We start from the raw sequence: 18,766 nt of genomic DNA, 5'->3' as shown, positions 1-18,766 counted from the left end.
CAAGTTACATCAACGGCAACGTTCTGAATCAAGACGGCAACCGCTTCTGTGGGGAGCTTGAGAGTCGGAGGGGTGCGGAGTGACTGACCTGGATAGAATACAAAAAAGGACTCTCCCAAGCTTATAGCTTGTGGAAGAGTCCTTTTTGTATGAATTGGATGGCGCGTGCAGGCTGTGCCTTGACATGCTGTGGTACGGTGGAAAGGGCCGCATAATCGGCGCGTTCAATCTCTTCAAGAATCCGGTTCAGGTGGGAGAATACCGCACCGAGATCACGGAAGGCGGCGAGCGGGCACTGATCCTGCAGCTCCGAGAACCAGGCGAGCTGCACATCGCGGGCTCTTCTCAGACTCTCGGGGAGTGACCGTCCGCTGCATTCGGCATCCGATAGCGTTCGTGTGCCGTACAGGGCGATACAGTCTGCCGTTGCGGTTACAACCTCCAGCATCCAGTCGGCTGCGGCATAATGGGCCGGCAGCAGGGCGATCTCTTCGCTTATGGCTTTGACATAGGAGTGGACCTTGATGAGATGGGTGGTCGTCTGTGTCAGCTTGCCAATGTCCTTGCGGCACTGGTAATGAGACAGCGTGTAATGCATCTCCTTCTGCAGCCGGTCGCTCTTCTTCAGCAGCTCGCCGGAGCTCTCAAGAGCAGCCTTGGCCTGTGCGGCATCCCGGCCGCTTGCAGCGAATCCGGTTAAGGCATCGGATAAGGTCAGGCTGCCCTTCAGCGCCAGGTCCTTGACCTTGACGAAGCTCTTGGGCGGCACGATAATCATATTGATGATGAGGGCAATCAGCACGCCGATCAGCGTCTCGGCGACTCTCCAGACGATATATTGGTCATGATAGAAGGTAAGTGCGAGAACCGAGGTGACGCCCACCTGGGAGACGGCCTGGATATTGATCCGGCAGGCTGTAGCCACCCCGATGCCGATCAGCAGCATCAGCAGAATCGACAGCGCACCCACATCGAAGAATTTGCCTACGATCAGGCTGACGATGCCGCCAAGAACCACGCCGGTCATGCGGTAGACGCCTTTTTCAAGGGAGGCCTTGACACTGCTCTGGGTAATCAGAATCGCCGCCAGCGGCGCGAAGTACAGGTAATGGTCCCCGTAGATAATGTGCACAGCCAGCCACGAGAGCGAAGCGGCGAGCGTAATCCGTATCATATATAAGGATAATCCGAACTTTTCAAGGCGCTCCTGTAAGCCCTCGTTCATGTTTGTCATCTTCTTTCATGTAAATAGGAAAAATTTTATGGTTTTCATCCGTTTTCATTATAGCACCTCAAAACAGGCTGGAGGCGGGCAAGATTTTACGAACTTGTTAAGTTTTTGTGCGCGATTTCACAATGTAAGCTATCGCATATATTGCAGGATTCATTTATGCTATATATATTGAAGTCTGTCGAACCAAGGCAAGAATTGTCGCTTATCCGTGCTAAGCATGCTGCTGCCGGATTGTCTCCCGTAAGAAGCGGGTAAAATAGGTTGTACTACATAAGTAAGGGAGGTTGTTAGCTATAGCTACCCCGGAAGGCACTATTATTTCTTTTGACCAGGTGATTAAGCAATACGACGACGAAGAGGCTGTACTCAAAGGCGTGAGCTTCGAAATTGAACGCGGTAAATTCTACACGCTGCTGGGCCCTTCGGGCTGCGGAAAAACGACCATTCTGCGTCTTATCGCCGGCTTCGCGGAGCCGACTGAAGGTTCGATCTATCTGAACGGCAAAATTATCAACCACATTCCCGCCAATGAGCGGCAGGTCAATACGGTATTTCAGGACTATGCGCTGTTTCCGCATCTGAACGTATTCGAGAATGTGGCGTTTGGACTGCGCATCAAGAAGATGAAGAAGGATGTCATTCAGCAAAAGGTGCAGGAAGCGCTGCGCTTCGTCAACCTGGTCGGCTATGATCAGCGGGCCATTAATGAAATGTCCGGCGGGCAGAGGCAGCGTGTCGCCATTGCACGCGCCATTGTCAACGAGCCGCAGGTGCTGCTGCTGGACGAGCCGCTCTCGGCGCTTGATCTGAAGCTGCGTACGGAGATGCAGTATATTCTGCGGGAGATGCAGCAACGGCTGGGCATCACCTTCATCTTCGTCACCCATGACCAGGAAGAGGCGCTGGCGATGTCCGACTGGATCTTCGTCATGAACGGCGGCAAGATTGAGCAGAGCGGCACGCCTAATGATATCTACGATGAACCGATTAACCGGTTCGTGGCTGACTTCATCGGAGAGTCGAACATTGTACCGGGTGTGATGATTGAGGACTATGTAGTGGAATTCAACGGTCACCGGTTCGAATGTGTCGATGCCGGTCTGCGGCCGAATGAAGCGGTGGAGATTGTCATCCGTCCCGAGGATCTAGAGATTGCTACAGTTGAGGCGGGCAAGCTGAAGGTGCGTGTGGATTCGCAGCTGTTCCGCGGGGTTCACTACGAGATCAGCTGCTATGACGGCTCCGGCCATGAATGGCTCGTCCATTCCACCCGCAAGGCGGAGGTGGGCTCCGAGATCGGGCTGTATTTTGACCCGGAAGCGATCCATGTTATGCGGTTCGGTGAAACGGAGGAGGAGTTCGACAAGCGTCTGGAGGCTTACGCCGAGGTGGAGAGCCATGATGACTAAGGGCAAGTCGTATTACCTCATTCCGTACTACCTGTGGATCGCGCTGTTTGTCATTGCGCCGGTGCTGCTGGTGGTCTACTATTCCCTGTTCGATCTGGAGGGGAAGCTGACGCTGAATAACTACGTCAATTTCTTCACACCGGTCTATATGCGGATGATGCTGAATTCGTTCTGGTACGCTTTTCTGATTACGCTGTTCTCGCTGTTGGTGGCTTATCCGGCCGCTTATCTGCTGACGCGAACGAAGCACAAGCAGCTCTGGCTGCTGCTGATTATTCTGCCGACCTGGATCAACCTGCTGCTGAAGACTTATGCCTTCATCGGGATCTTCGGCACCTTCGGTCCGGTCAATAATTTCTTTGATTTATTGGGTCTGGGCGAGCAGCAGATTCTGTTCACGGGCTTCAGCTTCGTGTTTGTGTCGGTCTATATTTTCATTCCATTCATGATTCTGCCGATCTTCAGTGCCCTGGATGAGATGAATCTGTCGCTGGTGGATGCCGCGCGCGATCTGGGTGCATCGGGATGGACAACGTTCCGGCGGGTGGTTTTTCCGCTGACGATCTCGGGTGTACGCTCCGGCTGCATGGCGGTATTCATTCCGGCGCTGTCGCTGTTCATGATTACGCGTCTGATTGCCGGGAACCGGGTGATTACGCTCGGCACCGCGATTGAGCAGCACTTCCTGGTCACACAGGATTGGGGTATGGGCTCCACCGTTGCGGTGTTCCTGATCGCCATTATGGCGCTGTTCATGATTCTGACCGGCGGCTCCCGGAAGGGGGTGCGCGGATGAAGAACAGACGCAGGATTAAGAACAAGAACGGCATCGCCAATATCTATCTGGTGCTGGTCTTCCTGGTGCTGTACGCGCCGATCTTCTATCTGATGTACTACTCGTTCAACAGCGGCGGTACGATGCACAAGTTCGAAGGCTTCACGCTGGATTATTACCGTGAGGTAGTTGCCGATACCCGGCTGATGATTATTGTGATTAACACACTGGTCATCGCCCTTCTGTCATCGGCCATTGCGACCATCATAGCGGTAATCGGTGCGCTGGCGATCCATCATGTCCGCAGCCGCCGGGCCAAAAACACGCTGCTCTCGCTGAACAATGTGCTGATTGTCAGCCCGGATGTCATTATCGGTGCCTCCTTCCTGATCCTGTTCACGATTGTCGGGATCAAGCTCGGTTTCACCTCCGTGCTGCTCTCGCATGTGGCGTTCAGCATTCCGATTGCGGTCATTATGATCCTGCCGCATCTGCAGGAGATGAGCCCGACCCTGACGGATGCCGCGCGTGATCTCGGCGCTACGCGCCGGGATGTGCTGACAAAAGTCATTCTGCCGATCATCAAGCCGGGAATCTTCAGCGGATTCTTCATGGCCCTGACCTATTCCCTGGATGATTTCGCAGTCACCTTCTTCGTCACGGGCAATGGCTATTCCACCCTGTCGGTGGAGATCTATTCCCGTGCCCGTCAGGGGGTCTCGCTGTCGATTAACGCGCTGTCGACGCTGATTTTCCTCTTCACAATTCTGCTGGTCATCGGTTATTACTACCTGAACCAGCGTAAAAGCCGCCCGGCGGCACAGATTGCCGAGCCGGTGGCCGAAGCGGGGGTGCCTAGATGAAGCAGCTAGTCAATACGTTCCTGGCGATTCTGATCGTCGCCTTCGGACTGATGTTCCTGGCCTCCCGGCTGAACTCGGCCCAGGGCTATTCTGGCGGCAACACGCTGACTATCTATAACTGGGGCGACTATGTGGACCCCGATCTCCTGAAGCAATTCCAGGAGGAGACCGGGATTACGGTCATCTACCAGACGTTCGATTCCAATGAAGCGATGCTGACCAAGGTAGAGCAGGGGGGTACGATCTTCGATGTCGTAATCCCGTCTGACTACGCGATCGCCAAGATGCGGGAAGAGAATCTGCTGCTGCCGCTGGATCACAGCAAGCTGCCGAATCTCGCCAACATCGATTCCAAGTTCATGAATCTGTCCTTCGATCCCGGTAACAAGTATTCGGTTCCTTATTTCTGGGGGACGGTGGGGATCATCTTCAACCCGGAGATGACGAAGGGCATCGATTTCAGCAGCTGGAATTCCTTATGGGACAAGCGGCTGAAGAATAATATCTTCCTCGTGGACGGAGCCCGTGAGGTCATGGGCATGGCGCTGAACAGCCTGCACTATTCCGTCAATGACACGAAGGAGGAGCATTTGCAGGAGGCGCTCGCGAAGCTGAACAAGCTGTCCCCAAATGTGAAGGCCATTGTGGGTGACGAGGTCAAAATGCTGCTCGCCAACGAAGAAGCGGCGGTCGGTATCGTCTGGTCCGGCGACGCTTCGGAGATCATGGATGACAACGACAAGCTGGACTTTGTCGTGCCGGAGGAAGGCTCGAACAAATGGTTCGACAACATGGTCATCCCACGCACCGCCGGCAATGTCGAAGGCGCGCATAAGTTCATCAACTTCATGCTGCGGCCTGATGTGGCGGCCCAGAATACGGAATACGTCGGCTATTCCACGCCGAACGTTCCCGGCCTGAAGCTGCTGCCGGAGGACATCTCCGGTGACGAGCGCTTCTACCCGCCCGCCGAGCTCACCGACCGGCTGGAGGTCTACGACAACCTCGGCAAGCGGATACTTGCCCACTATAATGAGCTGTTCCTGATGTTTAAGATGAATAAGAAGTAGCTGGCGTAAGCGCCGGAAGAGTACAGAAGCCCCCTGCATGCGCGTATTGCGTAGGCGGGGGGCTTTTGCTTGCCAGGGGGTAAGGTGGAAGTGGGTGGCGGGAGTTGCATAGGGGATAGGAGCGGGACTATAACGGTGTGGAGGAATGGGGACTGACGAGGATTGAAAAAGTGGGGTGCTGGCGGCTGATGGTTTGATAGAGGATAAGAACGGTGTTGCCGATGCTTGTGGAGTAATCTATGTTGGTGGAATCGGGTTTTTGTGGCTGCGGAAACGGAAAATAGTTGGATTTTGTCCACCTGCTGATAAGTATTAATGGGTTGTGGGGGAGAGAGTTGGAAAAACAGCACTTAAATTTCCCCAGATCGTTCTATAGCGGCAAAACCAGGAGCAGCAGTTGCTGTTTTTCCACTTGTTGTCGAGTATTCCTTGGGAATAGCGAAATTAAGATGCGTTTTTCCAATTATTTGCCGAAGGCTAATTAAAATATTCCAGTACACCGCGCTTCAACTCATATCGTGCGGTTCGTTCCTGATTGCTGGTGGGAACCGGTACGAGCCAGCCCTTGTCAGACAGACTTCGCAAGGTGCGGACAGCGGTTCTGTAATCAATTGAGAAATGCTGCTTTACATCCTGCGGGCGAATAGGCCGGGCTAGATGAACGGTTAACCGGATGACCTCCTGCTCCATCAACTGTACGCGCGATACTGGGGTTGCCGCAGGCTGATATCTGCCCAGCACCATCCGCAGCAAGGTTATGCAGAGCTCGGGACGCTGTTCAACATCATCGTATGCGAAGGAAATCACATGATAGCCCATGGCGTACAGGAAGGTCTCGCGGTTCAGCTCGCCGCAGTATTTGTTGCGGTCCATATCACGTACATGCGAAGCATAGCCTTTGATTTCGATCAGCAGCTTTACGTATCCGGGCAGCCAAGCAAAGTCAGCGAAATAAGATCGTCCCCGCCAATCCATCACCTCATACTCCGGGTGAAGTCCGGTAAAATGTCCCCGCAAAGGCCACCATACATTCTTCAGGAACAGCACCTCGGCATGCCGATGCCCCCTTTCCAAGCGTGCTCTTCGTTCCCCCTCAGGTCTGCAATTCAAGTGTCCGCTGATAAATTGTTCATGTGCTTCTTCAAAAGTCATGCTCCTCATCCTCTCCGGAAAATAGAAAACGCCCCGGCTTCCCCTAAAGGGGTAACCGGGACGTTCTTCGTCTCGCTGATGTTAAGTATAGGGTAAATTTGGAGGCTTGGCTAGATGTGGAGCGAGCAAAATGTTACTTCACAGCGGTCCGCATCCGGTAGCTAACCGGTACCTGCAAGGTCCGGCCCTGGAAGAACTCCTCTACCTCTGCCGAGAATTCGGCAATATCCTGTTCAAGTGAGGCCGGGCTGAGCTTCAGGAGGGACTGGAGGCCGCCCTGGCTGAGGGCCAGCCCGATATAGCGCTGTGCATCGCATGACTCCATATTGTGAAAAACAATCTCTCTCGCGTACGTAAACCGTCCGCTGGCTTTAATCCGGTTCAAATGACCTTCCTTGTCCCATTTGCTGGCCTGGTCGGCACCGGGCTGAAGCTCCGCAAGCATGGCATCCGAAGCCGCAATCAGCCGGTTGTAACGGGCTTCAATAGCGGGATGCAGCACCAGAGGCCAGTCACAGTCATAGGCGGCAAAGACTCCGCCGGGCCGCAGACAACGGGCGATTTCCTGAAGAGTGCTGTCCGGGTCCATCCAGTGGAACGACTGGGAGCAGGTGATAATGTCCACACTCTCCGTATCGAAAGGAAGCTGGTTGGAGTAGCCCTGCACAAAAGACAGGTTATCCGCTCCGCTGCCGAGAAGACGGAGCTTGTCCTGAGCCTTGCCCAGCATATCCGGGTTTGGCTCCACTCCGGTCACTGCATTGGCGGCATCCTTCCACAGAAAGGTGGACAGGCCGGTGCCGCAGCCAATATCTGCAACATGGGCAGGACGGTGGCCCAGGTAACTGGTGAGCAGTTCAATCACCATCGGCGGCGCTTCCGGCCGGTAACGGTCGTAGTCATTTTGGTACCCCAAAAAACGGTCGATATTAGCCTTGCTGTTGCCTGAAGGAATCATAGGAAGGGCCTCCTCGCTATAGGTAGCTAAGTGTAGGATAAGTTAGTCATGCCTGCTGTTCAAAAGGAACGGAGGGTCATGAAGCTCCCCCCCTGCTAACGCAAAAGCGCCGGATCAACCGCAGGTACAAGCCCTTCGGCAGCAGCCCGGTTCAGCAGTGCAGAGATGGCCGCATAGCCGTCCTCGCCAAGGCTCATCGTGAATTCATTGACGTACAGATCAATATGCGATTTGGCCACTTCCGGCGATAGCTCCTGGGCGTGGCTTAGCACGTATTCCTGGCAGTCCAGAGGATGGTCCCAGGCATACTGGAGTGAGCTGCGAATCCAGCCGGCAATGGCTTCAGGGTCCAGATCGCGGCGGGCAATAATCGCACCGAGCGGAATAGGCAAGCCGGTATCGCTCTCCCACCAGCTCCCGAGGTCAGTCAGCAGGTTGAGATTGTAAGACGGGTAAGTGAAGCGGGCTTCGTGGATGACGAGTCCGGCATCGATCTCTCCCTTCTGTACGGCAGGCATGATCTCATCAAAAGGCATAACGACGATCTCGGCCGGACCGCCCTGCACCTGCTGTGCTACCCAAAGACGGAACAGCAGGTATGCCGTAGAGCGTTCGCTCGGGACGGCAATTCTGCGGCCGGACAGCTCGCGCGGATGTTTGATGGCGCCTGCGCCTTTGCGGGTTAGTACAAGCGGGCCGCAGCCCCGTCCCAGCGCACCGCCGCAAGGGAGCAGCTTGTACCTGTCCAGCACCCAAGGAAGGGCGGCGTAGGAAATCTTGAGCACTTCAGGCCCGGCGCCGTCTGCTGCAAGCCCGTTCGTAATATCGATATCGGCAAACATTACATCCAGCTTGGGTGCGCCGGGAATCAGGCCATGCGCCCAGGCATGAAAGACAAAGGTATCGTTAGGACAAGGGGAATAAGCAATATGAAGCTCTTGTGTCATTACAGCACCTCCCGTAAAATAGCCGCCGCCGCTGCCAGAGCGTCGAGCGCTTCATTGATCTTCCACGCGGCCCGGTCGCGCGGGCCGACCGGGTTCGAGATCGCGCGCAGCTCCAGCGCCGCGATTCCCAGCGCCTGGGCGGCCACGGCGACCCCGTGGCCTTCCATCCCTTCCGCCGCCGCCTCCGGGTGGCGCGCGGCCAGAGCCGCGGCCGTCCCGGCGGTGCCGGTCGCGGTCGACACGGTAAGCACGGTGCCCGTGCTTACCGTGAGGCCGGCCGCTGCCAGCGCGGCCGCAAGGGCCTGTACCGTGCCGCCCGGCGCAGGCACGGACACGCTGCCGAAGCCGAGCTCGGCAGCGCTGCGGAAGCCCTCCGGCGTCTCTGCGCCGAGGGCCGCGTCCCGCATCTCGCTGGCGACGACCAGCGAGCCTACGGGTGCGCGTCCCGGGAAGCCGCCGCCGATCCCGGCGCTGACGACGCAGCCGTACGAGCCGGCTGCCAGGGCGGCGGCGGTGCCCGACGCAGCCGCAGCGGGGCCGGCGCCCGCCGCGATGACGTCGAACCTGCGGCTGCCGGCGAGGCCGCGCAGGACCGCCTCGCGCTCAGCCGCGACTGCCGTCACGATCAGCACGCGCGGCGCGGGGGCTTCTTCCGCCGCAGCACTGCGCGCGGCGGCCCCGGAATGATGATGATCCTTCGATTCCATAATCAGCCTCCTTTTGTAGCCTTGGTATAAGTTAGGATAGGATTCATTTGAAGTATTAGGAATAACCGATAAGTTGCTTGCTAAGAGCCGTTTGCTTCGGTGTATACTCACCTTTTGAAAGTCTACGCCGTTTTAGAGAACAAATCAAATATGCGGAGCGGGAGATAGATGAATTTTCTCCACTTGCTGATGAACGAATAAACCCTGCTAAAACAGTAGCTGGATAAAAGGCACTTAATTAAGGATGATCCGCCCAAAGTGGCGAAATTCAGCTCTATTAGATGTAGATTTTCCACTTGCTTCCGTATAAATTACGAAAATAGAATAACTAAGATACAGTTTTCCACTTGCTTATTGCGGGAGTTGGAGGGGGTGATTGTTGCGCGGGTTGGGGGGGATTTACCCGCAGAGGTTAGCTTTTTTGTAAGAATTAGGCTTCACATGACCGCAGCATAGAGCGATCCTTCCTTGCGCCGGGCGGAATGAAAATTAATTCACCTCCCGCGCTTGACAGACTGCTTCCAATAACGTATATTTATCTTAACTTAAAGATAATTAACTTGAAGATAAATGCAGCCGGTCAGGAGGTGTACCAAAATGAGCAGCAAGAATAAGACAGCAGGAACAGAGACAGATACTACGCTGGAGCAGGAGCAGGCAGCATCGCTGAAATTGTTCGTCGTTCTGTCGAAGGCGTACAAGAGCCTGATGGATCAGGCGGTGAAGGATATGAAGAGTCACGGGCTGGCCTCGGCGGAGTTCATGGTGCTGGAGGTGCTGTATCATAGAAACCGGATTCCACTTCAGCAGATTGGCGAGAAGATCCTGGTCACCAGCGGCAGCATCACCTACAATATCGACAAGCTGGAGAAGCGGGGACTGCTGAAGCGCGTTCCTTGCGAGGATGACCGCCGTGTTACGTATGCCGAGATTACGGAGGCGGGACGGGAGCTGTTTGATGATATTTTCCCGCAGCATGTCGATTCTATACACAGCCTGATGGGCGGACTGGACAGCGAAGAGAAGACTCAGGCGACGCTGCTGCTGAAGAAGCTGGGCAAGGGCATATAGAAGGAAGTCCGTAGCAGCCCAGCGGCGGTAAGGTTGTCTGCTTGTTAGCAAGCTGAATGAATGAAGAGAATAATAGCTCAGCAATTTTTTTAGCCAATATCTTAAGGTTAAGATAATTAAAATCAAGAGAATGGAGAGTGTTTAAAATGGTTAGTGTAGGTTTATTGTTGATGAGATTGGTGATTGGTGTAGTGTTCATCGGGCATGGCGCACAGAAGCTGTTCGGCTGGTTTGGCGGATATGGGCCGAAGGGAACAGGCGGCTGGATGGAGTCGATTGGTATCAAGCCGGGCGTGCGTATGGCGGTGCTGGCAGGTCTGATGGAGCTGGTCGGAGGCCTGCTGTTCACTCTGGGTCTGCTGACTCCGGTGGCTGCGGTGCTGATTGCGGCAACGATGCTCGGTGCCATTGTGAAGGTTCATGCTCCTAACGGATTCTGGTCCACGGCGAACGGGATTGAGTTTCCTTTAACGGTGCTGGTAGTCGCTGTAGGTATAGCGCTGACAGGCGCGGGTTCGATTTCACTAGACGCAATATTCTTCAATTAAAATAAGCGCATCATCATCACAACTATCAGGAGGGTTCACTCATGACTATGCATACTGCAGGGATTCATCATGTTACCGCTTTTGTTGGAGACGCTCAGCGTAATGCTGATTTCTATGCCGGAATTCTGGGCCTGCGGCTCGTCAAAAAAACCATCAATTTCGACGCCCCCGAGGTCTACCACCTCTACTTCGGCAATGAGCAGGGTGCGCCGGGTACGATCATCACCTTCTTCCCTTGGGCTCATGGCCGCAAAGGCAGAATCGGCGGAGGACAGGTCGGTGTGACCACTTATGCTGTACCGGCCGGCTCTTTCGGATTCTGGGAGCAGCGGCTGGCCGCTTACCAGATTCCTGTGACTAAGGTTACCCGGATTGGCGAGTCGTATCTCTCTTTCGCGGATTTTGATGGGCTGCGGATTGAACTGGTAGAGCGGGAAGAGGGTGCGCTGAGCACCTGGTCGTTCGGCGGCGTTCCGGTAGAGCATGCGGTTAAAGGCTTCGGAGGTGCTCTCCTCTACAGCACGGCCCCGGACCGGACAGCGGATACACTCTCCCGCACCCTGGGAATGGAGCGTATCGCTGAAGGGGACGGCTACATCCGCTACAGAGCTTCAGGCAATATCGGCAATATTATTGATCTGAAGGCCACTCCGGTTCCGCAGGGCGGCGGCGGTACAGGTACCGTTCACCATATTGCTTGGCGGGCCGCAGATGACAAAGAGCAGCTGGAGTGGGGACGCCGGGTTCAGAGTCACGGCTACCAGCCGACTCCGGTGCAGGACCGCCAGTACTTCAATGCCATCTACTTCCGGGAAGAAGGCGGAATTCTGTTCGAGATTGCAACCGATCCTCCGGGCTTTGCCCGTGATGAAGCACCTGAGGCGCTGGGGCAGAAGCTGATGCTTCCGGCTTGGTTTGAGCCGCAGCGTGCGGCGATTGAAGCGAATCTAAGCCCGTTTGAAATCCGTGAACTGGAGGTGAAGCCGGTATGATTCATGTATTTGAGCAAGGTACGGACCTAACCCAGCCAACACTGGTTTTATTCCACGGCACAGGCGGCAACGAGCGTGATCTGCTGCCGCTGGCAGAGCTGCTGGCACCCGGAGCCTCTGTGCTGGGCATCCGCGGCAACGTACTGGAGAATGGCATGCCCCGCTTTTTCCGGCGGCTGGCGGAGGGGATTTTCGATGAGGAGGATCTGATCTTCCGCACCCATGAGGTGAAGCAGTTCCTGGAGGAAGCGGCTGCAAAATATGGCTTCGATGCCGGTAATCTGGTGGCTGTCGGCTATTCCAACGGTGCGAACATCGCAGGCAGCCTGCTCTTCCATTACGGAGCCCTCTTCCGGGCGGCAGTGCTGCTGCATCCGATGGTTCCGCTGCGCGGCCTGGCGATTCCTTCGCTGCAAGGGGTTCCGGTCTTTATCGGGGCAGGGACCAATGATCCGATTATCCGCTCCGAGGAGACCCGGGAGCTGGAAGCACTGTTAAGCGGCGCCGGGGCAGAGGTTACCTCGCACTGGGGCCATCAGGGGCACCGCCTGAGCGCCGCCGAGGCGGAGGCGGCAAGAGATTGGCTGGCCGCTCTTACAGATTCTGAGGAGTAACAACAGCACCACCCGAGATAACCGCCTGCGGGCCTGCCGATCACCGAGAGGATTGGCGGCTACGGCAGGCGGTTTTTTGTTGCACTTGAATTGATGCTTATCGTCTATTGTGTGCTGGCGGTGGGTAGGGGACGGACAGGATGTAAGCGAAAAACCGAACACAATGGGCAGAGTTGGGGGTGTGCGGGCTGCGAATGTTGCACTTCGTGCAGGATTTGCGCGCAGGCCGCGCCTATCTAGCTGCATTGTTGCACTTCGTGCAGGACTTTTCTAAATTTGTTACTGGCTCTGGCGCATTGTTGCATCTTTTGCAGGAATTCTGGCGATTTGGGGCAAGTTAGGACTGCGAATGTTGCATTTCGTGCAGGATTTGCTGATAAGCCGCCCGACTTGAGCAACATTGTTGTATTTTCTGCAGGATTTCCATGCAGGCCTGCCGAGCCACTCCTCCTAAGCCACACCAATCAAGCCGCCTATCAAACCCGATTTTATCAGACAGCACCTACTCATCTGCACCCTCTGCATCAGTCCCCCTAATTTCACCGGCCACCCGCTGCCGCACTTTCCCTCCAACTAGAAATTCATTGAACATTCCGGCGGTAATCGGTAGTATGGAGAAATATATTAACGGACCTGAACATAAATGGCACTGCCGTCTTACTAAAGGTTACGGGCAAGAAAGGATGTATCCTGTTCATGATGAAGCAAAATTCGGTGACAAGCCTGGCTGAGGGCGGGCCGTCCAGAAGCCAGCGGCTGCAGCTTGCCGTGATTCTGGGAGCCATCGCTACCATTGGTCCCCTGTCGATTGATATGTATCTGCCTGCCCTGCCTGCTCTTGGTCTCTATTTCGATACCAGTCCCGCCATGGTTCAACTTACCCTGACCTTCTTCCTGCTGGGACTGGCTTCGGGCCAGCTTGTGGCCGGACCGCTCAGTGATGTGCATGGGCGCCGGATTCCGCTGTTGTTCGGAATGATGATCTATGCGGTATCCTCGCTGCTCTGTGCGTTCAGCCCGTCCATCGGACTGCTGATTGTGCTGCGCTTCATTCAAGGCCTGGCCGGATCGGTAGGGGTGGTAATCTCCCGTGCGGCGGTCCGCGATATGTACAGCGGCTCGGAATTAACCAAGTTCTTCTCGCTGCTGATGATTGTCAACGGACTGGGTCCGATTGCAGCGCCGGTCATCGGGGGGCAACTGCTGAGAGTGACGGACTGGAAGGGGGTATTTATCGTCTTGTTCGTATGCGGGCTGCTCTTCGCGGCGGTCATCCTGTTGCGGCTGCCGGAGACTCTGCCTAAGGAACGGCGTATCCGCAGCGGGCTCAGAGGGACCCTGCGTACCTTCCGCATCCTGCTCGGCAATGCCGGATTCATGGGCTACGCGCTCTCCCAGGGCTTTGTTATGGCAGGCATGTTCGCTTATATCTCGGGATCATCCTTTGTTCTGCAGACGATTTATGGGGTATCCCCGCAAATGTACAGCCTGATTTTCGCCGTGAATGGCCTCGGCATTATTCTGACCGGGCAGATTGCCGGGCGGATGTCGGCCAGAGTGGGTGAGCGTAAGCTGCTGATCTGCGGCCTTCTGCTCAGTACCTCTGGAGGTATTCTGCTGCTGATTACCCTCCTCGCCGATGGCGGGCTGCTGCCGATCCTAATCTGTCTGTTCGCTGTGGTTGCAAGTGTAGGTCTTGTGGGTACGACCAGCTTCTCGCTGGCGATGCAGGATCAGGGGGAGACCGCTGGCAGCGCCTCTGCGCTTCTGGGTCTGCTTCCCTTGCTGCTGGGGAGCTGCGCGGCTCCGCTGGTCGGACTTGGCGGCAGCGGCTCGGCCCTGCCGATGGCGCTGGTCATCGCGGGAGCGGGCCTCCTGTCGGTTCTGTCCTATCTGCTGCTGTGCAGAAGAGAGGTTAAGCTGTGAGCCGCAAGGACTTTGCTACCCTGTTGCTGCTTGCTTTTGCCTGGGGGGCTTCCTTCCTGTTCATGCGGATTGCCTCGCCGGAGCTCGGTCCGGTCTTCACGACAGAGCTGCGCGTTACGATTGCCGGAGCTGCTCTGCTGCTCTATGCGCTGCTGACCCGGCGCAGGCTGGGCCTCCTGAAGCACTGGAGATCTTTCCTGCTGCTCGGTGCGGTTAACGCGGCGCTTCCGTTCACGCTGATCTGTATGGCTGAGCTGCATCTGAGCGCCTCCCTGGCGGCGATTCTGAATGCTACAACTCCGATGTTCGCGGCACTGGCGGCGTGGGGTACCCGGAAGGAGAAGCCGGGGGCGGCCAAATCAGCCGGGCTGATCATAGGCCTGGTAGGTGTGGGTGTGCTGGTCGGCTGGAGTCCGCTCCCGCTGACCGGCACGGTTCTTTTATCCGTAGGTTACTCTCTTGGAGCCGCGCTCTGCTATGCGTTCGGAGGATTATACGCATCACGCGTAGGCTCCGGTCTCACTCCGCTGGCGCTTGCTGCGGGACAACAGCTGGGCGCAAGTGTGGTGCTGCTGCCGCTGGCGGTGATTTTTGCCCCGGATCATCTGCCTTCTTCCGCCGCTGTATATTCTGTCCTCGGCCTCTCGCTGATCTGCACCTCAGTGGCGTATCTGCTGTATTTCCGGTTGATTGCCAATATCGGCCCGGTCAAGACCGTTAGTGTTACCTTCCTCGTGCCTGTATTTGGCCTGTTGTGGGGCGTAATCTTCCTGCAGGAGCAGGTCTATGCCAATACCATCGCCGGGCTGGTCATCATCCTGCTGAGCGTTATGCTGGTGAACCGGAGGGCCAGGAAGGGTTGAAGGGATATTCAGCAAACTTTCAGCGCATTTTAACGTTCATTGTAGAGAAAAGGGATATATTGAAGAGGTGAAAGGAGGGACACCCATGAATGTCTCATCCGTTGCCGCTTCATCATCTGTATCTTATACATCCTCCAGCGCCAGCGATACCGCTGCACTTGAGAAGCAGAAGGCGAAGCTGGAAGCTGAGCTTGAGAAAGTAAGCGCAAGCAAGGACAGCGAGCAAGCCAAAGAAACCAAAACCAAGCAGCTAGAACAGCAGATCAAGCAAATCGAAGCACAAATTACCCAGAAGTCACAGGCTGCGGGCAGCTCCGCTTCTGCCCAGAGCGCTGCTGCGCCTCCGGACAAGCCTGCCGGTAACCATAAGCTGACAGCAGCATCCGTTCAGGAGATTGCTAACGCAACCACCGACAGCGCAGGGAGATTCGACATCCGAGTATAGCCTGAGCGAGAACAGCATGTCTCTGAAGGGAGCCGCCATTGCCATGGTGACAGGCTCTCCGTTAGGGGATGACAACCCTTGGTACGATGATAAAAGCACCCGGACTAACCGCAGTCCGGGTGCTTTTAAAATATAGATGTATACGCTTCCCGCCATCACCGGATAAATATAAATCTGATGCAGGGACTTATCCTCCGCCCGCCGTCTAACTCTTATAGGCATGTGACCATTATACGGGAGTTCTGTTGCGGATCTTGTTATAATGGGTTCGTATGAAGAGGGCTGAATATGTTCAGGCAACAAGAGCGTTCGGCAGTGAGGACAGGTGAAGTCATGCATACTGTAATCAAAAATAAATTGGAACGCTTCAAGCTCGTACGGCTGCTGATATCCATCTACCGGATTAAGGCGGTGCGTGCGCTTTTTCCGCTGCTGATTATCGGTCTGGTCTATCTGGAGGGGCAGCATGAGCTGAAGCAAATTCATTTAGGCAAAATTATCCGTGATCTGAAATCCGTTCCCGTACCCTCTATTATGCAGATGCTGGGAATTTCGCTGCTGTCGGTGGCGGTCATGAGTACTTATGATTACTTGATCCGGCGGCATTTCCGCCTGCAGATCGGCTGGTTGCGGACCTTCCGCTATGCCTGGATCGCCAATACGTTCAATAATATGATCGGGTTCGCCGGTCTGGCTGGCGCGGGCCTTAGAACGCTGCTCTATAAGCGGAGCAGTGTGCCTGCATCCTTGCTCGCGCCGGCCATTGTGTTCCTGTCACCGCTGATGATTACGGGGCTGTCGCTGCTTGGGTGGGGGACGATAACCGGACTTCTGCCGGCGGACCGGCTGCTGGAGGCGCATCGCTGGCTGGGTTTTGCAGTCTGGGGGATAGCACTGTATCTGCCGTTCTTTGTACTCCTCCAGCGCTCTGCGCTCTTCGCCAAATGGGTCAACCGGGGTGAGGGGAGAACCGCCTGGCTTACTGTGGTTGCTTCTGTGGGTGCCTCCTTCCTGGAGTGGGTGTTCGCCGGGCTGACCTTCTGGTTCATTGCCGGTGAGATGCTCGGGAGCGCTCCGTTTCTCACCGTCTTCAGTATCTATGTAGTGGCTGCGATAGCGGGAATTCTAAGTATGGCTCCCGGCGGCATCGGCGCGTTCGATCTGATTGCGCTGCTCGGGCTTACCCAGCTTGGCATTAAGAGCGACCATGCTATGGCAGTTCTGGTCATCTACAGATTATTCTATTATATTATCCCTTGGCTGCTCGGACTGGTGCTGGCTGCGCTGGAGTTCGGGCTGCCGGGTACGAAGGGCGCTGAACGCAGCGGCGACAGAGTGGAAGCCCCCCTGACGGTCTGGCAGAAAATATGGGGCTGGCCCGGTCAATATACCTTCCTCAGCGATCTGGGCGTATGGGCACTCGGCAAGCTGGTCTTGGCCAGCGGTCTGCTTCTACTGCTGTCGGCAGCTACGCCTGAGCTGCTCTACAGGCTGAAGGTGACAGAGGAGCTCCTCTCGCTGCCAGTGATGCAGATCTCGCACCATCTGTCCGTGCTAATCGGCTTTATGCTGATTCTGCTGTCGCGGGGAATCTCCCTGCGTGTCCGCAGGGCTTATGTCTGGACGAGCCTGCTCCTATTGGGTGGGGCGGTATTTGCATTCACGAAGGGATTCGATTACGAGGAGGCTCTGTTCCTGCTGGTGGTGGCGATGATCCTCTGGATCTCACGAAGCCGGTTTTACCGGGTCAGCGTTCCGTTTAGCGCCAAAAGTACCTTATGGTGGCTGCTCCTGACTTCGGCTGTAGCCCTCAGCTATTACGGGCTGGCGAGTTATACCCATCACGGCTTCCTGAAGCATCTCCCGCCCGGCATCCAGCCGGAATGGCTGCGGCAGCACAGTAATGTGGCCGCCACGGCGGCCGGCGGACTGATTTTCTCTTGGCTGCTGCTGACGATGGTTGTAGCCCTCAGGCCGCAGCACAAGGCAGATATGCTTCTCGCGGATAAGGATATGGCGCGGCTGGAGCGCTTCCTCTCGGAGGGCTGGGGCAATACCTTAAGCCATATGCTGTTTCTTGGCGACAAAAGCTTCTATTGGGCCCAGGAAGGCAAGGTGCTGTTCGCCTTCGCCAGAGTCCGGGACAAGCTGGTGGTACTGGGTGATCCGCTTGGGCCGATGAATCTGCTTAATAACGGAATCAGTGAGTTCAGGCAGGCCGCTGATTTGTATGGCCTCTCTGTAGTCTTCTATCAGGTGACCCCGGCGCATCTTCCGCTCTATCATGAGCAGGGCTACCGGTTCTTTAAGCTGGGGGAAGAAGCGCTGGTTCCGCTGGCGGACTTCAGTATTAGCGGTTCGCGGAACGCCAGCCTGCGTAATGTGAAGGGGCGGTTCGAGCGCGAGGGTTACCGTTTCGAGATCACAGAGGCCCAGCATTCGAAGGAGCTGCTGCAGGAGCTTCGCCTGTTGTCAGAGGAATGGCTGGCCGGGCGCAAGGAGAAAGGCTACTCGCTGGGCTGGTTCAGCGAGCCGTACCTCCAGCTCGCACCGCTGGCACTGCTGCGTGGAGCAGACGGCCATTTGCTGGCTTTTGCCTCCATGGCTCCTGGTTATGACGGGCAGAAGACGGTCTCGGTGGATCTGATGCGCCATCACAAGGATACTCCGAACGGGACTATGGATTACCTGTTCCTGTGTCTGCTGGAATGGGCGAAAGCGCGCGGATACAAAAGCTTCAATCTGGGGTCTGCCCCGCTGTCTAATGTCGGGGGCCGCTTTGGAGCGCTGCGGGAGGAGAAGCTCGCCCGGCTGGTTTTTGAGCGCGGAGGCCACTGGTATGGCTTCTCCGGTCTGCGCCGGTATAAGGAGAAGTTCAACCCGGTATGGGAGCCGCGGTATCTGGCCTATCCCGCTGCGGTGACTCTTCCTCTCTTGACTCTGGATCTGGTGAGGCTGGTCTCCAGGCATCCGGAGGAGGGGAAGTGAGACCTTCACGCTGGAAGGTATGCGACATGGGCTGACTCGAGGGTCGCGGGCCGAATGTATGTCAAAAACAGCATACAAAGTGCTTGCATGCAGACGCACGGGCCAAATGTATGCCAAAAACAGCATACAATGTGCTTGCATGCAGGCGCACGGGCCGAATGTATGTCAAAAACAGCATACAATGTGCTGCCGCGCAGGCAAACG

General features: G+C 56.0%; 17 protein-coding genes. 12 read left to right on the top strand and 5 right to left on the bottom strand.

Annotated features, from left to right (window positions below; translation table 11 throughout):
• Positions 1 to 121: 121 nt before the first annotated feature.
• Positions 122 to 1,225, bottom strand: coding sequence for an FUSC family protein (locus J2Z70_RS01465; RefSeq protein WP_051478252.1), 1,104 nt, complete (start codon positions 1,223 to 1,225; stop codon positions 122 to 124).
• 293 nt (positions 1,226 to 1,518) lie between these two features.
• Between J2Z70_RS01465 and J2Z70_RS01460 the strand changes: the two genes are divergently transcribed.
• Genes J2Z70_RS01460 through J2Z70_RS01445 form a run of 4 tightly spaced genes read left to right on the top strand, consistent with a single transcriptional unit; the run spans position 1,519 to position 5,351 of the window.
• On the top strand, positions 1,519 to 2,643 hold the full coding sequence (locus J2Z70_RS01460; protein WP_209868649.1) for an ABC transporter ATP-binding protein: 1,125 nt from the start codon (positions 1,519 to 1,521) through the stop codon (positions 2,641 to 2,643).
• Positions 2,633 to 3,439: an ABC transporter permease gene (locus J2Z70_RS01455; protein ID WP_209868647.1), complete on the top strand. Its 807-nt coding sequence runs from the start codon at positions 2,633 to 2,635 to the stop codon at positions 3,437 to 3,439. Before J2Z70_RS01460 ends, J2Z70_RS01455 begins: the two co-directional genes overlap by 11 nt.
• A 14-nt stretch (positions 3,440 to 3,453) precedes the next feature.
• The gene (locus J2Z70_RS01450; RefSeq protein WP_076074941.1) at positions 3,454 to 4,281 is read left to right on the top strand and encodes an ABC transporter permease; all 828 of its coding nucleotides are present in this window, start codon (positions 3,454 to 3,456) and stop codon (positions 4,279 to 4,281) included.
• A complete protein-coding gene (locus J2Z70_RS01445; protein WP_209868645.1) occupies positions 4,278 to 5,351 on the top strand; it encodes an ABC transporter substrate-binding protein in 1,074 nt (357 codons plus the stop codon). The genes J2Z70_RS01450 and J2Z70_RS01445 overlap by 4 nt, the downstream gene beginning before the upstream one ends.
• 477 nt (positions 5,352 to 5,828) lie before the next feature.
• On the opposite strand, the gene J2Z70_RS01440 is transcribed toward J2Z70_RS01445, so the two are convergent.
• The 4 genes from J2Z70_RS01440 to J2Z70_RS01425 form a co-directional block, all read right to left on the bottom strand.
• Positions 5,829 to 6,425: a Brix domain-containing protein gene (locus tag J2Z70_RS01440; protein ID WP_342547855.1), complete on the bottom strand. Its 597-nt coding sequence runs from the start codon at positions 6,423 to 6,425 to the stop codon at positions 5,829 to 5,831.
• A 211-nt stretch (positions 6,426 to 6,636) separates the two neighbouring features.
• On the bottom strand, positions 6,637 to 7,461 hold the full coding sequence (locus tag J2Z70_RS01435; RefSeq protein ID WP_209868643.1) for a class I SAM-dependent methyltransferase: 825 nt from the start codon (positions 7,459 to 7,461) through the stop codon (positions 6,637 to 6,639).
• A 95-nt stretch (positions 7,462 to 7,556) separates the two neighbouring features.
• Positions 7,557 to 8,408, bottom strand: a complete 852-nt coding sequence (locus J2Z70_RS01430; RefSeq protein ID WP_209868642.1) for a 1,4-dihydroxy-6-naphtoate synthase — start codon at positions 8,406 to 8,408, stop codon at positions 7,557 to 7,559.
• Positions 8,408 to 9,115 carry a futalosine hydrolase gene (locus J2Z70_RS01425; RefSeq protein ID WP_209868640.1) on the bottom strand — a complete coding sequence of 236 codons (708 nt, stop codon included), beginning with the start codon at positions 9,113 to 9,115 and terminating at the stop codon, positions 8,408 to 8,410. Before J2Z70_RS01425 ends, J2Z70_RS01430 begins: the two co-directional genes overlap by 1 nt.
• A 597-nt stretch (positions 9,116 to 9,712) precedes the next feature.
• Here J2Z70_RS01425 and J2Z70_RS01420 point away from each other — a divergent pair.
• From J2Z70_RS01420 to mprF, 8 genes are all read left to right on the top strand, one after another.
• Positions 9,713 to 10,186, top strand: a complete 474-nt coding sequence (locus J2Z70_RS01420) for a MarR family winged helix-turn-helix transcriptional regulator (protein ID WP_209868639.1) — start codon at positions 9,713 to 9,715, stop codon at positions 10,184 to 10,186.
• A 146-nt stretch (positions 10,187 to 10,332) separates the two neighbouring features.
• Positions 10,333 to 10,734, top strand: coding sequence for a DoxX family protein (locus J2Z70_RS01415; protein ID WP_209868637.1), 402 nt, complete (start codon positions 10,333 to 10,335; stop codon positions 10,732 to 10,734).
• Positions 10,735 to 10,775: 41 nt separating this feature from the next.
• Positions 10,776 to 11,726, top strand: coding sequence for a ring-cleaving dioxygenase (locus J2Z70_RS01410; RefSeq protein ID WP_209868636.1), 951 nt, complete (start codon positions 10,776 to 10,778; stop codon positions 11,724 to 11,726).
• Positions 11,723 to 12,340, top strand: coding sequence for an alpha/beta hydrolase (locus J2Z70_RS01405; RefSeq protein WP_209868634.1), 618 nt, complete (start codon positions 11,723 to 11,725; stop codon positions 12,338 to 12,340). Before J2Z70_RS01410 ends, J2Z70_RS01405 begins: the two co-directional genes overlap by 4 nt.
• Before the next feature lie 696 nt (positions 12,341 to 13,036).
• Positions 13,037 to 14,266 carry a multidrug effflux MFS transporter gene (locus J2Z70_RS01400; protein ID WP_425355091.1) on the top strand — a complete coding sequence of 410 codons (1,230 nt, stop codon included), beginning with the start codon at positions 13,037 to 13,039 and terminating at the stop codon, positions 14,264 to 14,266.
• Positions 14,263 to 15,129: a DMT family transporter gene (locus J2Z70_RS01395; protein WP_036728171.1), complete on the top strand. Its 867-nt coding sequence runs from the start codon at positions 14,263 to 14,265 to the stop codon at positions 15,127 to 15,129. The genes J2Z70_RS01400 and J2Z70_RS01395 overlap by 4 nt, the downstream gene beginning before the upstream one ends.
• 85 nt (positions 15,130 to 15,214) lie before the next feature.
• Positions 15,215 to 15,574 carry a FlxA-like family protein gene (locus tag J2Z70_RS01390; protein WP_036728173.1) on the top strand — a complete coding sequence of 120 codons (360 nt, stop codon included), beginning with the start codon at positions 15,215 to 15,217 and terminating at the stop codon, positions 15,572 to 15,574.
• Between the two features lie 333 nt (positions 15,575 to 15,907).
• Positions 15,908 to 18,562 (top strand): bifunctional lysylphosphatidylglycerol flippase/synthetase MprF, encoded by a 2,655-nt coding sequence (gene mprF, locus J2Z70_RS01385; protein WP_209869313.1) that lies wholly within the window; start codon positions 15,908 to 15,910, stop codon positions 18,560 to 18,562.
• Positions 18,563 to 18,766: the final 204 nt, after the last annotated feature.

Origin of the sequence: Paenibacillus silagei (genome assembly GCF_017874735.1) — a bacterium.
In the GTDB taxonomy this organism is placed as follows: domain Bacteria; phylum Bacillota; class Bacilli; order Paenibacillales; family Paenibacillaceae; genus Paenibacillus_AQ; species Paenibacillus_AQ silagei.
Note: the sequence above shows the minus strand (reverse complement) of the source record. Positions and strands in the feature narration are given on the sequence as shown.